Annotated in this window: 16 protein-coding genes and 1 pseudogene; 4 read left to right on the plus strand and 13 right to left on the minus strand. The window is 67.5% G+C overall.

All coding sequences use genetic code 11. The annotated features are described in order from the left end of the window. Positions 1-146: 146 nt before the first annotated feature. The 3 genes from ppdK to dusB form a co-directional block, all read right to left on the minus strand. On the minus strand, positions 147-2,888 hold the full coding sequence (gene ppdK, locus VN779_RS12840) for a pyruvate, phosphate dikinase (RefSeq protein WP_325722826.1): 2,742 nt from the start codon (positions 2,886-2,888) through the stop codon (positions 147-149). A gap of 641 nt (positions 2,889-3,529) precedes the next feature. Continuing rightward, positions 3,530-4,261: a hypothetical protein gene (locus VN779_RS12845; protein ID WP_325722828.1), complete on the minus strand. Its 732-nt coding sequence runs from the start codon at positions 4,259-4,261 to the stop codon at positions 3,530-3,532. Positions 4,262-4,388: 127 nt separating this feature from the next. After that, entirely contained in the window at positions 4,389-5,555 is a 1,167-nt protein-coding gene (gene dusB, locus VN779_RS12850) for a tRNA dihydrouridine synthase DusB (protein WP_325722830.1), read from the minus strand. 121 nt (positions 5,556-5,676) lie between these two features. Between dusB and ppgK the strand changes: the two genes are divergently transcribed. Continuing rightward, positions 5,677-6,570: a polyphosphate--glucose phosphotransferase gene (gene ppgK, locus VN779_RS12855; protein ID WP_349260764.1), complete on the plus strand. Its 894-nt coding sequence runs from the start codon at positions 5,677-5,679 to the stop codon at positions 6,568-6,570. Between the two features lie 240 nt (positions 6,571-6,810). After that, positions 6,811-7,311 carry a hypothetical protein gene (locus VN779_RS12860; protein WP_325722834.1) on the plus strand — a complete coding sequence of 167 codons (501 nt, stop codon included), beginning with the start codon at positions 6,811-6,813 and terminating at the stop codon, positions 7,309-7,311. A 36-nt stretch (positions 7,312-7,347) separates the two neighbouring features. On the opposite strand, the gene VN779_RS12865 is transcribed toward VN779_RS12860, so the two are convergent. After that, complete coding sequence (locus tag VN779_RS12865) at positions 7,348-8,730, minus strand: glycine--tRNA ligase (protein ID WP_325722836.1); 1,383 nt, start codon at positions 8,728-8,730, stop codon at positions 7,348-7,350. A 264-nt stretch (positions 8,731-8,994) separates the two neighbouring features. On the opposite strand from VN779_RS12865, the gene VN779_RS12870 reads away from it, so the two are divergent. Then, positions 8,995-9,426, plus strand: coding sequence for a Fur family transcriptional regulator (locus VN779_RS12870; RefSeq protein WP_325722838.1), 432 nt, complete (start codon positions 8,995-8,997; stop codon positions 9,424-9,426). A gap of 18 nt (positions 9,427-9,444) precedes the next feature. Here VN779_RS12870 and VN779_RS12875 read toward each other — a convergent pair whose 3' ends face one another. The 7 genes from VN779_RS12875 to leuA form a co-directional block, all read right to left on the minus strand. Next, the gene (locus VN779_RS12875) at positions 9,445-10,053 is read right to left on the minus strand and encodes a GNAT family N-acetyltransferase (protein WP_325722840.1); all 609 of its coding nucleotides are present in this window, start codon (positions 10,051-10,053) and stop codon (positions 9,445-9,447) included. Positions 10,054-10,167: 114 nt separating this feature from the next. Further along, entirely contained in the window at positions 10,168-10,755 is a 588-nt protein-coding gene (gene ssuE, locus VN779_RS12880; protein ID WP_325722842.1) for an NADPH-dependent FMN reductase, read from the minus strand. A gap of 325 nt (positions 10,756-11,080) precedes the next feature. Continuing rightward, positions 11,081-11,164 (minus strand): putative leader peptide, encoded by an 84-nt coding sequence (locus tag VN779_RS26480; RefSeq protein ID WP_349260765.1) that lies wholly within the window; start codon positions 11,162-11,164, stop codon positions 11,081-11,083. A gap of 115 nt (positions 11,165-11,279) precedes the next feature. Beyond that, on the minus strand, positions 11,280-12,092 hold the full coding sequence (locus VN779_RS12885; protein ID WP_414639662.1) for an isoprenyl transferase: 813 nt from the start codon (positions 12,090-12,092) through the stop codon (positions 11,280-11,282). A gap of 22 nt (positions 12,093-12,114) precedes the next feature. Then, positions 12,115-12,876, minus strand: coding sequence for a DNA repair protein RecO (recO, locus tag VN779_RS12890; RefSeq protein WP_325722845.1), 762 nt, complete (start codon positions 12,874-12,876; stop codon positions 12,115-12,117). Positions 12,877-13,023: 147 nt separating this feature from the next. Continuing rightward, positions 13,024-13,641 (minus strand): hypothetical protein, encoded by a 618-nt coding sequence (locus tag VN779_RS12895; protein ID WP_325722847.1) that lies wholly within the window; start codon positions 13,639-13,641, stop codon positions 13,024-13,026. Between the two features lie 262 nt (positions 13,642-13,903). Further along, positions 13,904-15,589 (minus strand): 2-isopropylmalate synthase, encoded by a 1,686-nt coding sequence (gene leuA, locus VN779_RS12900; protein WP_349260766.1) that lies wholly within the window; start codon positions 15,587-15,589, stop codon positions 13,904-13,906. A 449-nt stretch (positions 15,590-16,038) separates the two neighbouring features. Between leuA and VN779_RS12905 the strand changes: the two genes are divergently transcribed. Then, positions 16,039-17,226: a GNAT family N-acetyltransferase gene (locus VN779_RS12905; RefSeq protein WP_325722851.1), complete on the plus strand. Its 1,188-nt coding sequence runs from the start codon at positions 16,039-16,041 to the stop codon at positions 17,224-17,226. 60 nt (positions 17,227-17,286) lie between these two features. On the opposite strand, the gene era is transcribed toward VN779_RS12905, so the two are convergent. Then, positions 17,287-18,210, minus strand: a complete 924-nt coding sequence (era, locus tag VN779_RS12910) for a GTPase Era (RefSeq protein ID WP_349260767.1) — start codon at positions 18,208-18,210, stop codon at positions 17,287-17,289. 373 nt (positions 18,211-18,583) lie between these two features. Continuing rightward, a pseudogene (locus tag VN779_RS12915) lies at positions 18,584-18,767 on the minus strand (glucose-6-phosphate isomerase); the annotation flags it as partial.

Here is an 18,767-nt window from a genome sequence, read left to right on the forward strand (position 1 = left end):
CGCCGTATCTCGACTCGCCGGTGTCGATCGCCTACGAGAAGGTGTTCGAGGCCGAGTAGCCCGCTGAAGCGTGCCCGCGCGGGCTCTCGTTCGTCGCCTCTAGGGCCTGTTCGGGTTCGGATCATGATCCGAACCCCGAACAGGCCCTAGTTCTTGGCGCTCTCCTCCCGCTTCTGCTGCACTGCGGCGCGGGCTGCCTCCAGCCGGGCGACCGGGACGCGGAACGGGGAGCAGGAGACGTAGTCCAGGCCGACGTTGTGGAAGAAGTGCACGGAGTCCGGATCGCCGCCGTGCTCGCCGCAGACGCCGAGCTTGAGGGTCGGGCGCGCGGCCTTGCCCTCGTCGGTGGCGATCTGCACCAGGCGGCCGACCCCGGCGCGGTCCAGGGTCTCGAACGGGGAGACACCGAAGATGCCCTTGTCCAGGTAGGCACTAAAGAACGCCGCCTCGACGTCGTCCCGGCTAAAGCCCCAGACGGTCTGGGTCAGGTCATTGGTGCCGAAGGAGAAGAACTCGGCGGCCTCGGCGATCTGCCCGGCGGTGAGGGCCGCGCGCGGCAGCTCGATCATCGTGCCGATCAGCGCCCTGATGTCGGCGCCGGTGGTCTCGCGCACCTCGTCGAGGACCGCGCGGGCCTCCTCTCGGATGATCTCCAGTTCCTGCACCGCGCCGACCAGCGGCACCATGATCTCGATCCGGGCCACCCCGCCGGCCTTGGCCACCTGCGCCGCCGCCTCGGCCAGAGCTCGTACTTGCATGATGAACAGTCCGGGCACCACCAGGCCCAGGCGCACGCCGCGCAGGCCGAGCATTGGGTTGGCCTCGTGCAGCTTGTGCACCGCTTGTAGCAACCGCAGGTCGCCCTCGTGCTGCTCGCCGCGCGCCTCCGCGACGGCCACACGCACGGACAGCTCGGTCAGGTCGGGCAGGAACTCGTGCAGCGGCGGGTCGAGCAGCCGCACGGTCACCGGCAGGCCGCCCATCGCGGTGAGGATCGCGACGAAGTCGTCGCGCTGCATCGGCAGCAGCTCCTCGAGCACCTTGATCCGCTCGGAGTCGTCCTCGGCCAGGATCAGCCGCTCGACCAGGGCGCGGCGCTCGCCGAGGAACATGTGCTCGGTGCGGCACAGGCCGATGCCCTGCGCGCCGAAGCGACGGGCGCGCGCGGCGTCCTCGGGGTTGTCCGCGTTGGCCCGGACGTAAAGCCGGCGGCGCTCATCGGACCACGACATGATCCGGTGCACGGCTTTGACCAGCTCGCCTGCCTTCGGCGAGTCCGCGCCGAGCCTGCCCTCGAAGTACTCGACCACCGGGGAGGGCGCGACCGGCACCTCACCGACGTAGACCGCCCCAGAGGTGCCGTCGATCGAGATCACGTCGCCTTCCTCGACGGTGACGCCGCCGGGCGCGGTGAACCGGCGCGCCTTGGTGTCCACGTCCAGCTCCTCGGCGCCGCACACGCAGGTCTTGCCCATGCCGCGGGCGACCACGGCGGCGTGCGAGGTCTTGCCGCCGCGCGAGGTCAGAATGCCTTGCGCGGCGATCATGCCGTTGAGGTCGTCTGGGTTGGTCTCACGGCGGATCAGGATGACCCGCTCACCGGAGCGCGACCACTTCACCGCCGTGTAGGAATCGAACACTGCCTTACCGACCGCCGCGCCCGGCGAGGCGTTCATGCCGGTGGTGATGCGTGTGTAGTCGCCACGGGTGTCGAACTGCGGGAACATCAGCTGCGCGAGCTGCGCGCCGCTGACACGCGAGACCGCCTCGTCGGCGTCGATCACGCCTTCGTCGACCAGGCTGGTGGCGATCAGGAATGCGGCGGCCGCGGTGCGCTTGCCGACTCGCGTCTGCAGCATCCACAGCTTGCCGCGCTCGATGGTGAACTCGATGTCGCACAGGTCGCGGTAGTGGCCTTCGAGGGTGGCCATGATGTCCATCAGCTCGCCGTAGGACTTCGGGTCGAGCTGTTCGAGGTCTTGCAGCGGGACCGTGTTGCGGATGCCGGCGACCACGTCCTCGCCCTGGGCGTTGGCGAGGTAGTCTCCGTATACGCCCTGCGAGCCGGTAGCCGGGTCACGGGTGAAGGCGACGCCGGTGCCCGAATCCGGGCCCAGGTTGCCGAAGACCATGGAGCACACGTTCACCGCGGTGCCCAGGTCGTGCGGGATGCGCTCCTGCCGCCGGTAGAGCTTGGCCCGCTCGGTGTTCCAGGATTCGAATACCGCGCGGATGGCCAGGTCCATCTGCTCGCGCGGGTCCTGCGGGAACTCGCGGCCGGCGTGCTCGCGCACGATCGCCTTGTACGCCTCCACCAGGTCACGCAGGTCCGCGGCGTCCAGGTCGAGATCGCTGGTCACGCCCTTGGCCTTCTTCGCGGCGTCGATCGCGTCCTCGAAGTGCTCACCGTCGATGTCCAGCACGGTCTTGCCGAACATCTGGATCAGCCGCCGATAGGAGTCCCAGGCGAACCGCTCGTCCCCGGCCACCTGCGCCAGCCCCTGGACCGACGCATCGGACAACCCGATGTTCAAAACGGTCTCCATCATGCCGGGCATGGAGAACTTGGCCCCGGAGCGCACCGAGACCAGCAAGGGGTCGTCACTCGCGCCGAGTTTGCGGCCCATCCGCTCCTCGAGCGCCGCGAGATGATCGGCCACCTCGGCGCGTAGGCCGTCCGGCTCGTCGCCGTCGGCGAGGTAGGCGCGGCAGGCCTCGGTGGTGAGGGTGAATCCGGGCGGTACCGGCAGGCCGAGGTTGGTCATCTCGGCGAGGTTGGCGCCCTTGCCGCCCAGCAGATCCTTGAGATCCTTGTTGCCCTCGGTGAAGTCGTAGACGTATTTGGTTGTCGGTGTCGCCGCAGCGGTCGGCGCAGTGTCGATCGGCACGTGAGGCTCCCTGAAGCTCAAACGCGTGCGAGATGAGAATGGACGCCGACCCGCACGACCGACGCCCCTCTTGGTTGTTATCGACAGTACCGGCCGGTCACGAGGCTGTCAGCGTGAAACTGACCACCCTGTGGATAACTGCCGTTTCAGCAGCCGGACGGCGCACTCCCGATGCCCTGAACTGCGGGATCGAAACGACGAGCCCGGAAACCGGGGCCTTGAACGAGGCGTGGACGGTGTTGGCGGGGGACAGCGGCGAGGCCGGGAGCATGTCCAGCTCCCGGCCTCTGAAGGTGCCGCCCAATTGTTCGCACCGGCACGTTTAAAGGACACCGGTCACCTTTACTACGCTGCGCTCTGCCTATTGAGCTAGCGCCGCATGGAAAGCGGCGCGCGGGGGTCGAACCCGCAACCTCAACGAAACTGCCTGTGTCCGGTCGATCCGGCGCTCGGCGGCGAATGCTGAATCTGGAGCGAGAGTCTGAGATTGACCCGGGGCTGCCTCTACCCGTTGGGCTATCCCGGCGCGTGTGCCGGGAGACGGACTCGAACCGTCACTGGACCCCGGAGTTCAGCTTCGGCTTCAGCGTCAGCTTGCGCTCCTAGCGCATCCCTCCCGCTCGCACGGGAGGGAGTCTGTGTTATCCGAAAAGGTAGCCGAACACGGCCTCACCGACGTGCTGGTCGGTAACGCTCGTCCCGTTGGCCTCTTCGCGTGCGAACTTGACCGCGTTCTGCAGCGCCTCGACCCGCTCAAGCAGTTCGTTGACGCGGCGCGCGGGCAGTGATCCGGAGAATTTGACGGTGGTCCAGTACCCGACCGGAATGTCCTCGTAGTAGACCTCTACCTGCGCCGGGTGCTTCTCGGTCGCCTCGGCCTTCACATGGTTGCGCGGCACCTTCTTGGTCTTCACGGTGCGCACCGGCTCGGTCTTCCAGGAATCGCTGGACGGGTCGTGCGCCCAGGACTCGGCGGCGTCGAGGATTGGCAGCTTCTTGACGAAGGTGTGCAGGTCGGTCAGCTGCTTCTCGAGGAACAGCAGGTAACTGACGGGCACGTCCTTGACCAGAGTGCGGCCGTCCACGGTCACATCGGCCTTCGCCACGCAGTTCGCCCAGTCCTTGGTGGCCGTGACGTCGAACAGGCGGGTCAGCGTCGCGGCGGTCTGCCGCAGCACTTCCTCGGCCTTGATCTGCACGCGGGTGGACTCGGGCGGCAACTGCTCGCCCTCTTCGTCCTTCGGCTGGTACGTGCGGGAGATGCCGGAGAGCAGCGCGGCCTTCTGTACCGCGTGGTGCGCCTCGGTCAACTCCTGGAAGGACTTGCTCTTGACGCCCTTCTCCACGGCGATGATCTGATTGAGCTTCGTCATAAGACCCCGCCCCCCTCTCGACTACCTGGCTATTCGCTGCGCGAACGTTAGCATCAGCGATCGAATGCGCGCGCCCGAGTTTCGCCGGCCGGGGGTATCGGTGTCCTGCTTCGTTCTGGCTGCCTGATCAGCCGCCGGAGTCCTCGGTCTCGGCGCCGGAGGGCGGAGTCGGATCGTCAGGGTTCTCCAACCAGCCGTAGGGCAGCGTGACGCGGCGCTCCGAGGCGTGACTGCGCCCGCGCGGCGAGCCCTCGTTGGCCTGCGGCCAGGGCTGCGCGTGATCGAGGCGGCCCAGCAGCTCGTCGAGTTCGGCGAGATTCGAGGCTTGGGCCAGCTTGCCGCGCAGTTCCGAGCCGACCGGGAAGCCCTTGAGGTACCAAGCGACATGCTTGCGGAACTCGCGCACGCCGTGATCGGACTGGTGCATCGCGACCAGGCCTTGCGCGTGCCGGCGCATCATCGCGGCGACCTCGCCGAGCAGGGGGCGGACGCGTTCGCCGCCTACGAAGGCCGCCGCGAGGTCCGCGAACAGCCAGGGCCGGCCAAGGCAGCCGCGGCCGACGACGACGCCGTCCGCACCGGTCTCGGCCATCATGCGCAGCGCGTCGGCGCCTTCCCAGATGTCGCCGTTACCGAGGACCGGGATGCTGCCGATCTCCGCCTTGAGCTTGGCGATCCGGTCCCAGTCGGCCTCACCTGAGTAGCCCTGCGCTCCGGTGCGCGCGTGCAGGGCCACGGCTGCGACGCCTTCGTCCTCCGCGATCCGGCCCGCTTCGAGGTAAGTCTCGTGCTGCGGGTCGATACCAACGCGCATCTTGATGATCACAGGCAACGTGCCCGCGTTACGCACCGCAGCGTGCACGATGTTGCGGAACAGGACGCGGTGATAGGGCAGCGCGCACCCTCCCCCGCGCCGGGTGACTTTAGGGACCGGGCAACCGAAGTTCAGGTCGATGTGGTCGGCGAGGTCTTCCTCGGCGATGATGCGCACCGCGCGGCCGACGTAGTCCGGATCCACACCGTAGAGCTGCACCGAGCGGGGCTGCTCGTTCGGCTCGAAGTGGATCATCTTGCGGGTCTTGGGGTTGCGTTCGACCAGTCCGACGGTGGTCACCATCTCGCACACGAACAGCCCGGCCGGACGCTCGTCGCTCGGTTCAGGCACCCGGCTCTCCGACTGTTCCCGGCACAGGGCGCGGAACGGCGGGTTGGTGATCCCCGCCATCGGGGCAAGGACGACCGGCGGCCAGACCTGGTAAGGGCCGATCGCGAGCGGCTGGTGCGCTACGGGCATCTAATAGACCTCGGATACTGGACGTTCGAGTGGGCGCCGCGTTTCGAGTGAGCTGAGTGGGCGCGGGCCGCTCCATTGTCCCAGACTCCGGTTCCTGCTTGACCGTGGAAGGGTGGCGACAGTGCTGGCATTGGGCATCGACATCGGTGGCTCGGGGATCAAGGCCGCTCCGGTGGACACAGAGACCGGGGAGCCGACTGCCGAGCGGTTCCGGCTGGAGACTCCTCGGCCGGCGGGACCGAAAGCTGTCGCCGAGACTGTGGGCGAGGTCGCCGCGCACTTCGCGTGGGACGGACCGGTCGGGGTCACCTTCCCTGGCGTCGTAACGCGCGGCACCGTGCGTACGGCAGCCAATATGGAACCCGACTGGATTGGCATAGATGCTGCGACCCTGTTCGCGCGCGTGCTGCGTAATGACGTAACGCGGGGCGTCGGCTTATCGCAGGGTGGGGGTGGCTGGGTGCCACGGGTACTCAACGATGCGGACGCCGCAGGCGTAGCGGAGATGGCGCACGGCGCGGGCCGTGGTCGTGACGGCGTGGTGCTGATGCTCACGTTCGGCACCGGCATCGGTTCGGCGTTGTTCGTGGACGGGCTGCTCGTGCCGAACACGGAGTTCGGGCACCTGGAGATACGCGGTAAGGACGCGGAGCGGCGCGCCTCGGCCCGGGTGCGCGACGAGAAGAAGCTGAGCTGGAAGAAGTGGGCCAAGCGCGTACAGGAGTACCTCTCGCATGTCGAGGCACTGTTCAGCCCGGATCTGATCATTGTCGGCGGCGGCGTATCGAAGCACGCGGACAGCTTCTTGCCGCTGCTGAAACTGCACGCCGAGATCGTCGCGGCGCAACTCGCCAACACGGCAGGCATCGTCGGTGCGGCGATGGCTGCGGTAACCGCGCCCGCCAGCGCCAGCGCCGGAATCCATGCCAGTGCGCGAAGCGCTCAAGCCGTGGTCGAGAGCATGCCCATTGCCGCGCAGGAGACCGCCACGACGGCGGAAATCCCCACGCCTTAGAACCGCGCGCTGAGGCACTATTGACTCGCGCTCAGCAGCATACGACTACCCTTAGCGGGCAGTTCATTACGCTGAGCGATTCGGGTACACGGGGACTGGGGACTGGTGAATGACGTGGCGGGCCAGAGGTCTGTGCGAAAAGCGGCGGCGGCATTACTAATGCTCGCGCCGCTGGGAACCGCTGCGGGTTGCGCGTCCGCGCCCCGGCCGACGCCGGATATAAGCCCGACCGCGGTAGCGGTGCCCATCGATGAGCGGATCACGCTGCCGACCACGATGGGCTTGGCGTTCAAGCACCCGCTTCCGTCGAACAAGATCGAGCATCAGGTGCTGTACACCGTGCAGCAGTCGGTGCGCGCGCAGCTGCATGCCGAGTATGGCCCCGGTGCCAAAGATCCGCTGCTATCGGTGTACTGGTCCGGCGCCGCGTTGACCGCCATAAAGCACGACGTGTCGGGCTGGTCCGCGAAGCACCAGCAACCGGTCGGCGTGCTGGTCGTCTCGAACACGACCTACTCCGCGCCGAACAGCGCCGGAAAGGCGACCGTCTCCTTCTGCACGAACTGGCGTCACGTCATGCGCGGTGACGCGAAGACCCATGTTGTCGGTCCTGCGGTGCAGAAGGCGAACACGCCGGGCACGTTCACCACACTCACGCTGGCCCGGTCCGGCGACGGCCGGTGGAAGGTGTCGAACATGACCGAGACCGCGCACTCACCGAAGTGCGCGGTCTCGAAGTGACTCAGCCGAGCTAGCCGTGGCGGCGGCCGGCCGCGTTCAGCAGCCGATCAGGCGAGCCCCGAGGTACGCCTCGACCTGGTCGAGTGAGACCCGTTCCTGCTCCATCGTGTCGCGCTCGCGGACCGTCACGGCGTTGTCCTCAAGGGTGTCGAAGTCGACTGTCACGCAGAACGGCGTGCCGATCTCGTCCTGACGGCGGTAGCGGCGGCCGATTGCCTGCGCGTCATCGAAGTCGACGTTCCAGTTGCAGCGCAGCGAGTCGGCGAGCTGCCGGGCCTTCGGCGAGAGGTCGGCGTTACGGGACAGCGGCAGCACGGCGACCTTCACCGGCGCGAGCCTGCGGTCGAGCTTGAGGAGCGTTCGCTTCTCCAGCACGCCCTTCGCGTTAGGCGCCTCGTCCTCGGTATACGCATCGATGAGGAACGCGAGCATGCACCGGTTAACGCCTGCTGCCGGTTCGATGACGAACGGCGTGAACCGCTCGTTGTTCGCCTGGTCGAAGTAGGACAGGTCCTGCCCTGAGTGCTTCGAGTGGGTGCTCAGGTCGAAGTCCGTGCGGTTCGCGATGCCCTCGAGCTCGGAGAACTCGCTGCCGCCGAAGTTGAACCGGTACTCGATGTCCACGGTCCGCTTCGAGTAATGCGACAGCTTCTCCTTCGGGTGCTCGAAGAAGCGCAGGTTAGCCGGGTCGACGCCGAGGCCGGTGTACCAGTTCCAGCGCTCCTCGAGCCAGTACTCGTGCCACTTCTCGTCTTCGCCGGGCTTGACGAAGAACTCCATCTCCATCTGCTCGAACTCGCGGGTGCGGAAGATGAAGTTGCCCGGGGTGATCTCGTTGCGGAACGACTTGCCCATCTGGCCGATGCCGAACGGGATCTTCTTGCGCGCGGTCTCGAAGACGTTCTTGTAGGAGACGAAGATGCCCTGCGCGGTCTCCGGGCGCAGGTAGTGCAGGCCGGAGCCGTCCTGGACCGGGCCGAGGTGGGTGCTGAGCATCCCGTTGAACATCCTGGGCTCGGTGAACTGGCCCTTGTTGCCGCAGTTGGGGCAGTTCACGTCGGCCAGGCCGTGCTCGGGGGCGTGCTTGTGCTTGGCCTCGTACGCCTCTTCCAGGTGGTCGGCGCGCCAGCGCTTGTGACAGGAGAGGCACTCGGTCAGCGGGTCGGCGAACTCCTTGACGTGACCGGAGGCCTCCCAGACCTCGCGGGCCAGGATGACCGAGGAGTCGAGTCCGACCACGTCCTCCCGGCCGCGCACCATCGACTGCCACCACTGCCGCTTGACGTTTTCCTTAAGCTCCACGCCGAGCGGACCGTAGTCGTAGGCGGCGCGGGAGCCGCCGTAGATCTCGCTGGAGGGGAAGACGATGCCGCGCGCCTTTGCGAGGCGGACGATGGTGTCGATCTTGTCGGCGGGCACGGTGTGCTCTCTTGTCTGCTCTGTTCGCCATCACACCCGGCTGGTGTGCGGTCAACTAAGAGGGAAAGCGTACCGAGGGTGAGCGTCGGGTTTCCAACGCGTTCCACGCGGCGGGCGAATACCAGAGTGCTCGCGGAATAACACGGCTACTCCGCCCGTTCGGCCGAGCGCGTGGAAAGGCGCGCGATGGCACAATGGCTCGGGCGCGCAGCCGCGCCAGGGGTAGTTTTGGGGGAGATTCACCCGTAGCAAGGAGTACCGGCGATGAGCGAGACCGAGAGCGGCGGGCTGCGCCCGTCGGTTCCCGCACCCGGCCGTTCGACCCGGCAGCGGGCTGCGGTGACCGCACTGCTTGAGGAGACCGACGACTTTCAGTCTGCCCAGCAGCTACATGATCGGCTAAAGCACCGCGGCGACTCGGTGGGCCTGACGACGGTGTACCGCACCCTCCAGTCGCTCGCCGACGCCGGTGCGGTGGACGTCGTACGCACTGACGACGGCGAGGCGGTGTACCGCAGATGCAGCTCGGGCAGCCACCATCACCATCTGGTGTGCCGCGGGTGCGGTCGAACGGTCGAGGTGGAGGGTCCGGCGGTGGAGTCCTGGGCGGACCGGATCGCAGCTGAGCATGGGTTCACGGACGTTGCGCACACGCTGGAGATCTTCGGCACGTGTGCGCAGTGCGCCGACCGTTAGGCCGCGTTTAGATCGCGGTCAGTCGGCCCGCGCGCCAGTGCTTTCGCGCTCCTTGATCCAGACCATGCCGCGGCCGGTTTCAAAGGGTGCGCGCACGCCGTTGTCCTCGATCCGGTCGAGGCGGTAGCCGAGCCGCTGGGGAATGGCCGCGCTACGCGTGTTGGCCTCATCGCAGTGGATCTCCACCCGTTCGATCCCGTCGAGTTCGAGCACGATCCGGGTCAGCTCACCGGCGGCGCGGGTCATGACACCCTTGCCGGTGTGCGCGACATGGCACCAGTAACCGAGCTCCAGGCCGCCCGGACCGACTCGGTCGTGCACGCCGATCGCACCGAGCACCGATCCGTCTGCGGCGTCGAAGATGCCGTAGAGGAAACTGTCCTCGCCGAGCCAGGCATCGCCGCGTAGCTCGTCCAAGGCACGCTGCCCTTCCAACGTGGGTGGTTCTTGAATCCATGCCATCCAAGGACGCAAGTGTTCATACGATGCGAGAAGAGCTTCGAAGCGAGCCTGACGGTCGTCCGGCATCCAGCGGCGCAGGACGATCCCCTCCACCTCGATGCGCTCGGGTGGCCCGATGTTTGGCGCGAGGGCCGGCGGTAGCGGCGTCTCTTCTTCCGTTTCCATGGCCCGAGCATGTCCGGGTTCTACTCGGGCCCGCAACGGATTATGGACCAGGAGTGTGGAAGGCGCCGACCCCACGAACACGGCCTAAAAGCACCGGACTAAAAGCACACAGTGCTACAAGTTCGTCAGCGCCGCGGCCTCTTCGTCCAGCGAAGGCGCGGGCAGGGCTGCGGCGAACTCGGCGATCGCGTCGGTGAGGCGCAGTTCGGCGTCAGGCGCGAGGCTGTAGCGCAGCGGCGGGTGGCCAGGCTCGGCAGGGCCGCTGACGAAGGCCGAGTCGAGCAGGAACGTGCCCGGAACCACATGCCGCGCGCCGAGGGCCGCCAGTACCGGCCGCAGCGCGTAGTCGACCGCCAGCAGGTGCGCGAGCGTGCCGCCGGTGGCCAGCGGCAACACCGCCTTTCCGCGCAGGCCGTGCTGCGGCAGCAGGTCCAGCAGTGCCTTGATGACGCCGGTGTACGAGGCCTTGTAAATCGGCGTGGCCACGATCACGCCGTCAGCTTCGGCGACCTCCGTCAGCACCTTCTTTATCTGGGGATGCCCGGTGTCCGCGGCGAGCAGCTCAGCAGCGGGCAGCTCGCGTACCGCAACGTGCTGCACCTTATAGCCACGCTCGGCGAGTAGGTCGAGCGCGCCGCGTACCGCCGCCACCGTTCGGGATGCGCCGGACGGACTTCCGCTCAGGGCCAGGATTGTGGTCATGCGTGCTCTGCCTTCCGAGGAGGTGTGGCGTGGTGATTCGAGGTATGTGTGTTGGGTGCGGGCGCATCCGCGTAGCGCGCACGACGCCCCTCCCCCCGCTCCACAACAGACGGAGGGGCGCCGTGCGGGCCGTTCGGGGCCGGACCCGACCCCGTCGCCACGATGCGCCGAACGTGACGACCTATCCGTCGAGCGTGCCGAGGAAAGTGCCTCGGCTCCCGACGACGGATGTCTGATAATCAGAGTTTTGTCAGTGGTGTTGGAAACCGGACGGAACGGCGGGTGTGTTCACCGCCGGACTATCGTGCGGGCTTTGCGCGCGGGCTTACCGCGAGGCGCAACAGACGGCGCTGGCCTGCCGCCGCAGATCGACGTGCAGGCGGGCCACGAGGTGCACGCCGGAAGTCATGGCTTAACCATCGCAGCGCGCCGCGGGCTCGTCAATGCGTGAAACGCGATTTCTCAGCCGAAATTACCTGACCGTAATACAGTGGGTATTTCGGAGAATTTGAATTAATGGGCCGTCAGGCGACCGCATTGGGAATCGCACCGCCGAACCGGCGGTCCCGCTCGGCGTAGATCTCGATGGCGCGCCACAGGTCGCGCCGATCGAAGTCGGGCCAGAGCGTGTCAAGGAACACCATCTCGGCGTAGGCGGACTGCCAGAGCATGAAGTTCGAGGTGCGCTGCTCACCGGAGGAGCGAAGGAACAGGTCCACGTCCGGTAGGTCCGGTTCGTCGAGATAGCGGGCCAGGGTGCGCTCGTCGATGCGGTTCGGGTTCAGCTTGCCGGCGGCCACGTCGCGGGCCATCGCCGCCGCGGCGTCCGCGAGTTCCGCCCGGCCGCCGTAGTTGACGCACATCGTCAACGTGAAGCGGTCGTTGTTCTTCGTGCGCTCCTCGGCCATCTCCAGCTCGTCGATGACCGACTTCCACAGCCGCGGCCTGCGTCCAGCCCACCGGATCCGGACCCCGAGTTCGTCCATCTCATCGATGCGGCGCCGGATGGTGAGCCGGTTGAAGCCCATCAGCCAGCGCACCTCGTCCGGCGAGCGCTTCCAGTTCTCGGTGGAGAAGGCGTACGCGCTGATGTGCGTCACGCCGATCTGCACCGCGCCTTCGACCACGTCGAACAGCGACTTCTCGCCTTCCTCGTGGCCCTTGATACGCGGCAGATTCCGCGCCTTGGCCCAGCGCCCGTTGCCGTCCATGACGATCGCGACGTGCTTGGGCACCAGCTCGGCCGGGATCTTCGGCGGCTCCGCGCCGTCCTTATGCGGCTTCGGGTCGCGGTACGTCCGCGGGCCGCGGGAGCCGGTCGAAAAGGCAGTCTGGATCTTGCGTCGCACTTCTATTCCCTTACCGTTCCACCAGTCGCAGCGACCTTAGCCCACGCTCGACGTGCCACTGTAGGTAGGCCGCCACCAGTCCACTGCCCTCGCGCCGATGCCGTTCCTCGCTCGCGTCAGCGGTCTCCCACTCTCCCGCGAGCAACGCGCCGAGCAGGTCGAGCGTGGCTCGCTGCGGTACCGCAGAAGCGGGTGGCTTACACGAAGGGCACACCACTCCCCCTGCGGCCACGGCGAAGAAGCGCCATGGTGCGTCATCCGCCGGCTCGGCCCCGCACTGCGCACAGTCGTAGAACGAGGGTGCGTACCCAGCCACGGCCATCGAGCGCAGTATGAACGCGTCGAGCACCAAGCCAGGTGCGTGTTCCGCCGCCGTGAGCGCGCGTAGGCCGCCAAGCAGCAGCAAGTACTGCTGAACGGCGGGCTCGCCCTCGGCGTCGGTGAGGCGTTCAGCCGTTTCGAGCATCGCGGTACCCGCGGTGTAGCGGCTGTAGTCGTTCACGATCCGCTCGCCGTACGGCGCGATGGTCTCGGCCTGGGTGATCATGTCGAGCGAGCGGTTGTTCAAACCTTGATGACGCCGTGAGAAGACCTGGAAGTCCACGTGCGCGAAGGGTTCAAGACGCGCGCCGAACTTCGAGGTGGTGCGCCGCACGCCCTTGGCCACCAGCCGGACCCGGCCCTGTTCGCGGGTCAGGATCGTGATGATCCGATCCGCCTCACCCAGCTTCTGGGTGCGCAGGACGATCCCGTCGGCGCGATGCAGGCTCACCCGCTCATTCTCGCATGTCGTACCCGGTCTGCGGCTCGCTGCGGGCCTTCTGCACGCAACCCCCACACCGAGTCGTCTGCGTTGCACAGCCAGCCGCCGCCGTCACTCTCGATGACGTCGACGGCAGGCTGTACGGCCCCCAATGCGTTACGCGCGCGCGGCCTGCTCAGCGAGCGCGATGACGCCCGCGGTGTGTGTCGCCGTCATGCTGAGCGCGGCGCCGGTCGAGACCAGCACCTGGCGTTCCAGATCGGTGAGCGGACCATCGGCGAGAGCGACCCGAGCGGCGGCGCCGAGCAGCGACTCCTTGCCGGTGTCGGCCAGCTGCGGGCTGAGCGACGCGTAGAGCTGCGAGAGGTCACCAGGAACGACGTCGAGGTCTGCGGTCAGGCTCTCGTCCGTGTACGAGGGCAGCCCGGCGCGGCCTACCTCGGTGACCGCGGCGGCGCGTGCGGCGGGCGACTCGGTCGAGCCGGTACGCAGCACATGCACGATGGTCCCCCGTGCCGCATCGATGAGCAGCGCGGACAGCTGGCTCGAGGTCGGGCGGCTGAGCACCGACTCGGTGAACGAGGTCTGGCACACGCCGCAGCGGACCTGGTCGCCGAGGGTCGCCGTCGGGAAGATCGGAATGTAGTACATGTGGAACCAGCGCTTGGCCTGCCGGCGCTCGTAGGGACGGTCGCCGCCGCAGCGCGGGCAGAAGAAGGTGCCTTGGTCGAGCACCTTGAAGCGGACCTTGAACCCCCAGATGAGGAAGAACACGGATTTACCCCCTGAGCGCGAAGACGTGGGTGGCGAACACGCTCGTCGGGCGCGGTCGCAGCGACCGCGCCCGACAAACCGAGATCTGTCGCGCCCGATGACGCGACCCGTCAGCGTATTGGTTCCGGCGACACTGTGGGAAGGATCGCCTCCGTATCGTGCCGCCTTTGTAACGCAGAGCACTGCGTGCAAGGTGGTGACGGCGCGCTCTGCGCAGCGGTGCGCCCCTCGTAGGGGCTGCTCCGTTTAGCGGCGCGACGTGTTACCGCACTGCACGGTTGACTGCGGAGACGACTGCCTTCAGCGAGGCTGTGACGATGTTCGCGTCGATGCCTACACCCCACAGCACACGGTCGCCGATCGCGCACTCGACATACGCGGCCGCCTTCGCATCGCCGCCCGCCGACATCGCGTGCTCGGCGTAGTCGAGGAACCGCATCTCCACGCCGAATCCGGCCAGTGCGCTGACGAACGCGTCGATCGGTCCGTTACCGGTCGCCTCAACGGTCTGCTTCGCACCGTCGACGACCAGGTCCACCGAGAGCACGTCCTTGCCGTCGCTGGACGCCTCGTTGCGGTGTCCGGACAGTCGGAAGCGGCCCCATGGCGCGTCGTCCACCGGCAGGTATTCGTCGGCGAAGGCCGCCCAAATCTGCGCCGGACTGACCTCGCCGCCGTCCGCGTCCGTCTTGGCCTGGACCACCTGCGAGAACTCGATTTGCAAGCGGCGCGGCAGGTCGAGCTGGTGGTCGGTCTTCATGATGTAGGCGACCCCGCCCTTGCCGGACTGCGAGTTCACCCGGATCACGGCCTCGTACGTGCGGCCGACGTCCTTCGGGTCGATCGGCAGGTAAGGCACCGCCCACAGGATCTCGTCCGTGGTCTTGCCGACCGCGGCCGCATCCCGCTCCAGGTGCTCGAAACCCTTCTTGATCGCATCCTGGTGCGAGCCGGAGAAGGCCGTGTAGACCAGGTCGCCGCCATAAGGGTGCCGGGGGTGAACCGGCAGCTGATTGCAGTACTCCACAGTCCGGCGAATCTCGTCGATGTCACTGAAGTCGATCTGCGGGTCAATTCCCTGCGAGAACAGGTTCATGCCCAGCGTGACCAGGCATACGTTGCCCGTGCGCTCGCCATTTCCGAACAGGCAGCCCTCGATGCGGTCTGCCCCGGCCTGGTAGCCCAGCTCCGCAGCCGCGACTGCGGTACCGCGGTCGTTGTGTGGGTGCAGCGACAGCACAACCGAGTCGCGGTACTTCAGGTGCCGATTCATCCACTCGATCGAGTCGGCGTAGACGTTCGGGGTCGCCATCTCGACGGTCGCCGGCAGGTTGATAATCACCTTGCGATCCGGGGTCGGCTGCCACACATCGTTGACCGCATCGCAGACCTCGACCGCGAAGTCCAGTTCGGTGCCCGTGTACGACTCGGGCGAGTACTCGAACAGCACATCCGTCTCGGGCAGCTGCTCGGCGTACTTGCGGCACAACCGCGCGCCTTCCACCGCGATCTCCTTGATGCCCTCGCGGTCGAGCCCGAAGACGACCCGGCGCTGCAGGGTGGAGGTGGAGTTGTACAGGTGCACGATCGCCTGCTTGGCGCCGCGGATCGACTCGAAGGTGCGCTCGATCAGGTGCTCGCGGGCCTGGGTCAGGACCTGGATCACCACGTCGTCGGGGATCCGGTGCTCCTCGATGATCTGCCGGATGAAGTCGAAGTCGGTCTGGCTGGCCGCGGGAAAGCCGACCTCGATCTCCTTGTAGCCCATTCGGACCAGCAGATCGAACATCTCGAGCTTGCGCGCCGGGGACATCGGGTCGATCAGCGCCTGGTTGCCGTCACGCAGGTCTACCGCACACCAGCGCGGTGCCTGAGCGATGACCTTGTCAGGCCACGTGCGGTCAGCCAGCGCTACGGGCGTGAAAGGTACGTACTTGTGGATCGGCATCCCAGAGGGCTGCTGCGCAGTGTCGGGATAGCCACCGTCGGGATAAGCGCTATCGCGATAAGCACTGCTGGAACGAGCACCGGGATAGTCGCTCGTGGTCGCTTGCTCGGTCATGTTGCTTGGTCTCCATCGCCTGTCGGGGGGAAAGTGACCGGCGGAAAGACAAAACGAAAGCAACGACCATCACCGCGGCGAGGGTGCCGGTCTGTGGTCTACAGACCCCCGCCGCGGCAGGTAAGAAGCAGCCGCTTGGCGTACATAGGACACCCACGGTAGCCGACCGCGGCGCGCCACGGCCACCCCGACCCCGCCGACGTCCACCATCCGGACAAGCGACGATAGTGACCGGCCGCCGCTTCCGCCGGAATTTGCCGTCCCGGGACTGAAAAATCAGAGTTTCATGAGCGTTTCGCCTAGATCGACGGGCCGGCACGCTGTGAGATGGACCAGTGCGCGGCCTCTTCGCTTCAACCTGCCCGCCTCGTCAGTGGCGGGTTACGGCGCTGGAGCTCGGGCCGGGCGGATTGCGCGCGGCCGAGCTCAGCTGGCTGCTGGCCTGCCAGAACGCCGCGGACCTCGCGGACCGGCCTGGCGAACCGCCGGCCAGCCCGGCCGAGCTTCGCGGGCTGCTGGTGCCGCCTTACCGGGGGCAGCGGATGCTGTTCGCGGCGACCGACGAGGCCGGAGGCGCGGCCGGGTGGGCCAGGCTCGGCCTATATGAGGCGTTCCATCGGGAATTGGCTCACGCGGCGATCACCGTGCACCCCTCCGCGCGGCGCTGCGGCGTCGGCTCCGCACTGCTCGATGCGTTAACCGAGGCGGCGCGCGCATTACACCGGTCGCGCTTGGTACTTGATGCGCCGCGTACGCGCGCGAGCGAGGCGTTCGCGGCAAGGCACGGCCTATTCATCGCAGGGCGTGACCTACGCTCGCGGCTCGACCTACGCGGCATTGAGGTTCGAGGCGACGAAGTCGCAGGCAGTGGTTTCGCGGGCAGTGAGTTCCGCGGCAACGCCTCCCACAAGCACGTGACCGCGATAGTGCAGGCGGTGGAGGGCCCAGGTCCGCAGCACGCGCGAAGTCGGCACGCGCGTCCGGCGCCCGATGACGGTCTGCTGGCGCTGCATTGGAAGAGCCGCTGTCCGGACGACTTCCTGCCCGGCTACGTCAAGGCACTCGACTGTCTGCACGCTGCGCCGACGACGGCCGTTCCGAAACCGGCCGGGGCGATGGCCGCATTGACATCAGGGCCCTCCCCCACTCCCGCTCCGTTCTCGCCCTTCACCTGCGCCGAGGTCCGCCACCGCGAAAACGCCGCGATGCAGGCGGGGCTGCGCGAGTACACAGCTTGCCTGATCGATCGGACGACTGGACGGATCGCGGCGCTCTCCAGCGCGCACACCGCCGACGGGCTGCGCGGTGAGCAGAACGAGACCGTCGTCGTGCCGGAATTCCGCGGCCGCGGCCTCGCGGTACGTATCAAGGCGCAGCTGATTAGAGAGCTGATGGCAGCAGAGCCTTCACTGACGATGCTCGACACCTACAACGCGGTGGACAACCACCGGATGCTCGCCGTGAACCGTCGGCTCGGCTTCCGGCCAATCGACACGCACGCCGCCTGGACGCTCGCGCTTTAGGGCATGAACGCAGGCCATCGTGCCCCGTGCCCTCGTACACCTGCCGCGCCCGGCTCGGTCTCAGAACCCCAACCGCTGCAACTGCTTCGGGTCGCGCTGCCAGTCCTTCGCGACCTTTACGTGCAGGTCGAGGAACACCGAGGTCCCGAGCAGCGCCTCGATCTGCCGACGTGCCCGTGTGCCGACGTCGCGAAGCCGTGAGCCGCCGCTGCCGATCACGATCGCCTTCTGGCTCTGCCGCTCCACGTACAGCACTGCGTGAACGTCCAGCAGCGGCTTGTCCTTCGGCCGACCCTTGCGCGGCAGCATCTCCTCCACAGTCACCGCGAGCGAGTGCGGTAGCTCATCGCGCACGCCCTCAAGCGCGGCCTCCCGGATCAGCTCGCCGACCATCACCTGCTCGGGCTCGTCGGTCAGCTCACCGCCGGGGTAGAGCGGCGGCGAGAGCGGCAGCTGCGCGACCAGCAGATCGGCCAGCAGCCCGACCTGATTGCCGGCGATCGCCGAGACCGGGACGACGTCGGCCCACTCGATCCCGACCTCCTTGCCGAGTTCGACCACTTCGAGCAACTGCTCGCCGAGCGCCTGCTTACCGGACGCCGCGTCGGTCTTGGTCACGATCGCGATCTTCGGCGTGCGGCGGACCTCGGCCAGCTGGCGGGCGATGTACAGGTCGCCGGGGCCGATCTTCTGGTCGGCTGGAATACAGAAACCGATGACGTCGACCTCGGCCCAGGTCGCGCGCACCTGGTCGTTCAGCCGCTCGCCGAGCAACGTGCGCGGGCGGTGCAGGCCGGGCGTGTCCACGAGCACGAGCTGGGCGTCCGGCCGGTGCACGATGCCGCGCACGGTGTGCCGGGTCGTCTGCGGCCGCCCCGAGGTGATCGCGATCTTCGCGCCGACCAGCGCATTCGTGAGCGTGGACTTCCCGGCGTTCGGCCGCCCGACGAAGCAGGCGAAGCCGGCTCGGTATCCCTCTGGCATATCTGAATAAGAGGTCGGAGTCGGCGAGTCGTCCACCCGCGCCCGACCGGCCGCGGTCGGCGCGGGCTCGGCGGAACGCACCGAGTCGGCCGTCGTCCGCCGCTCCGCCTGCGCGATCGACCGGTTGCGCCGCTTCTCCGCGGCCTTGCGCTCAGCCTCCCACTGCTGCGCGCCGCCCCGGGCGGCATTGCGGGAGGCTTTGGCGCGGGGGCTGGAACTGCGGCGCGGCTCAGTCATGCCCGCCATTCTCCCGCATCCGGGCGGCTCGCACGGACCAGCTGCCTTTGCCATGGCCAACGGCTCAGGTGGCTGACGGCGGGCGGCGCCGGAGATGCCGGCGCCGCCCGCTGGGAATGTCGCGATCTCCGCCGTTCTACCGGCCGCGCAGCTTGCGGTAGCGCTCGATCAAGCCGGTGGTCGACGAGTCGTGCTCGCCGTGTGACCCGCCCTCGCCCAGCTCGGGCTCGATCTTCTTCGCGAGCACCTTGCCCAGCTCCACGCCCCACTGGTCGAAGGAGTTGATGTTCCACACCGCGCCCTGCGTGAAGACCTTGTGC

Origin of the sequence: Actinocrinis sp. (assembly GCF_035605935.1) — a bacterium.
Classification (GTDB): Bacteria; Actinomycetota; Actinomycetes; order Streptomycetales; family Catenulisporaceae; genus Actinocrinis.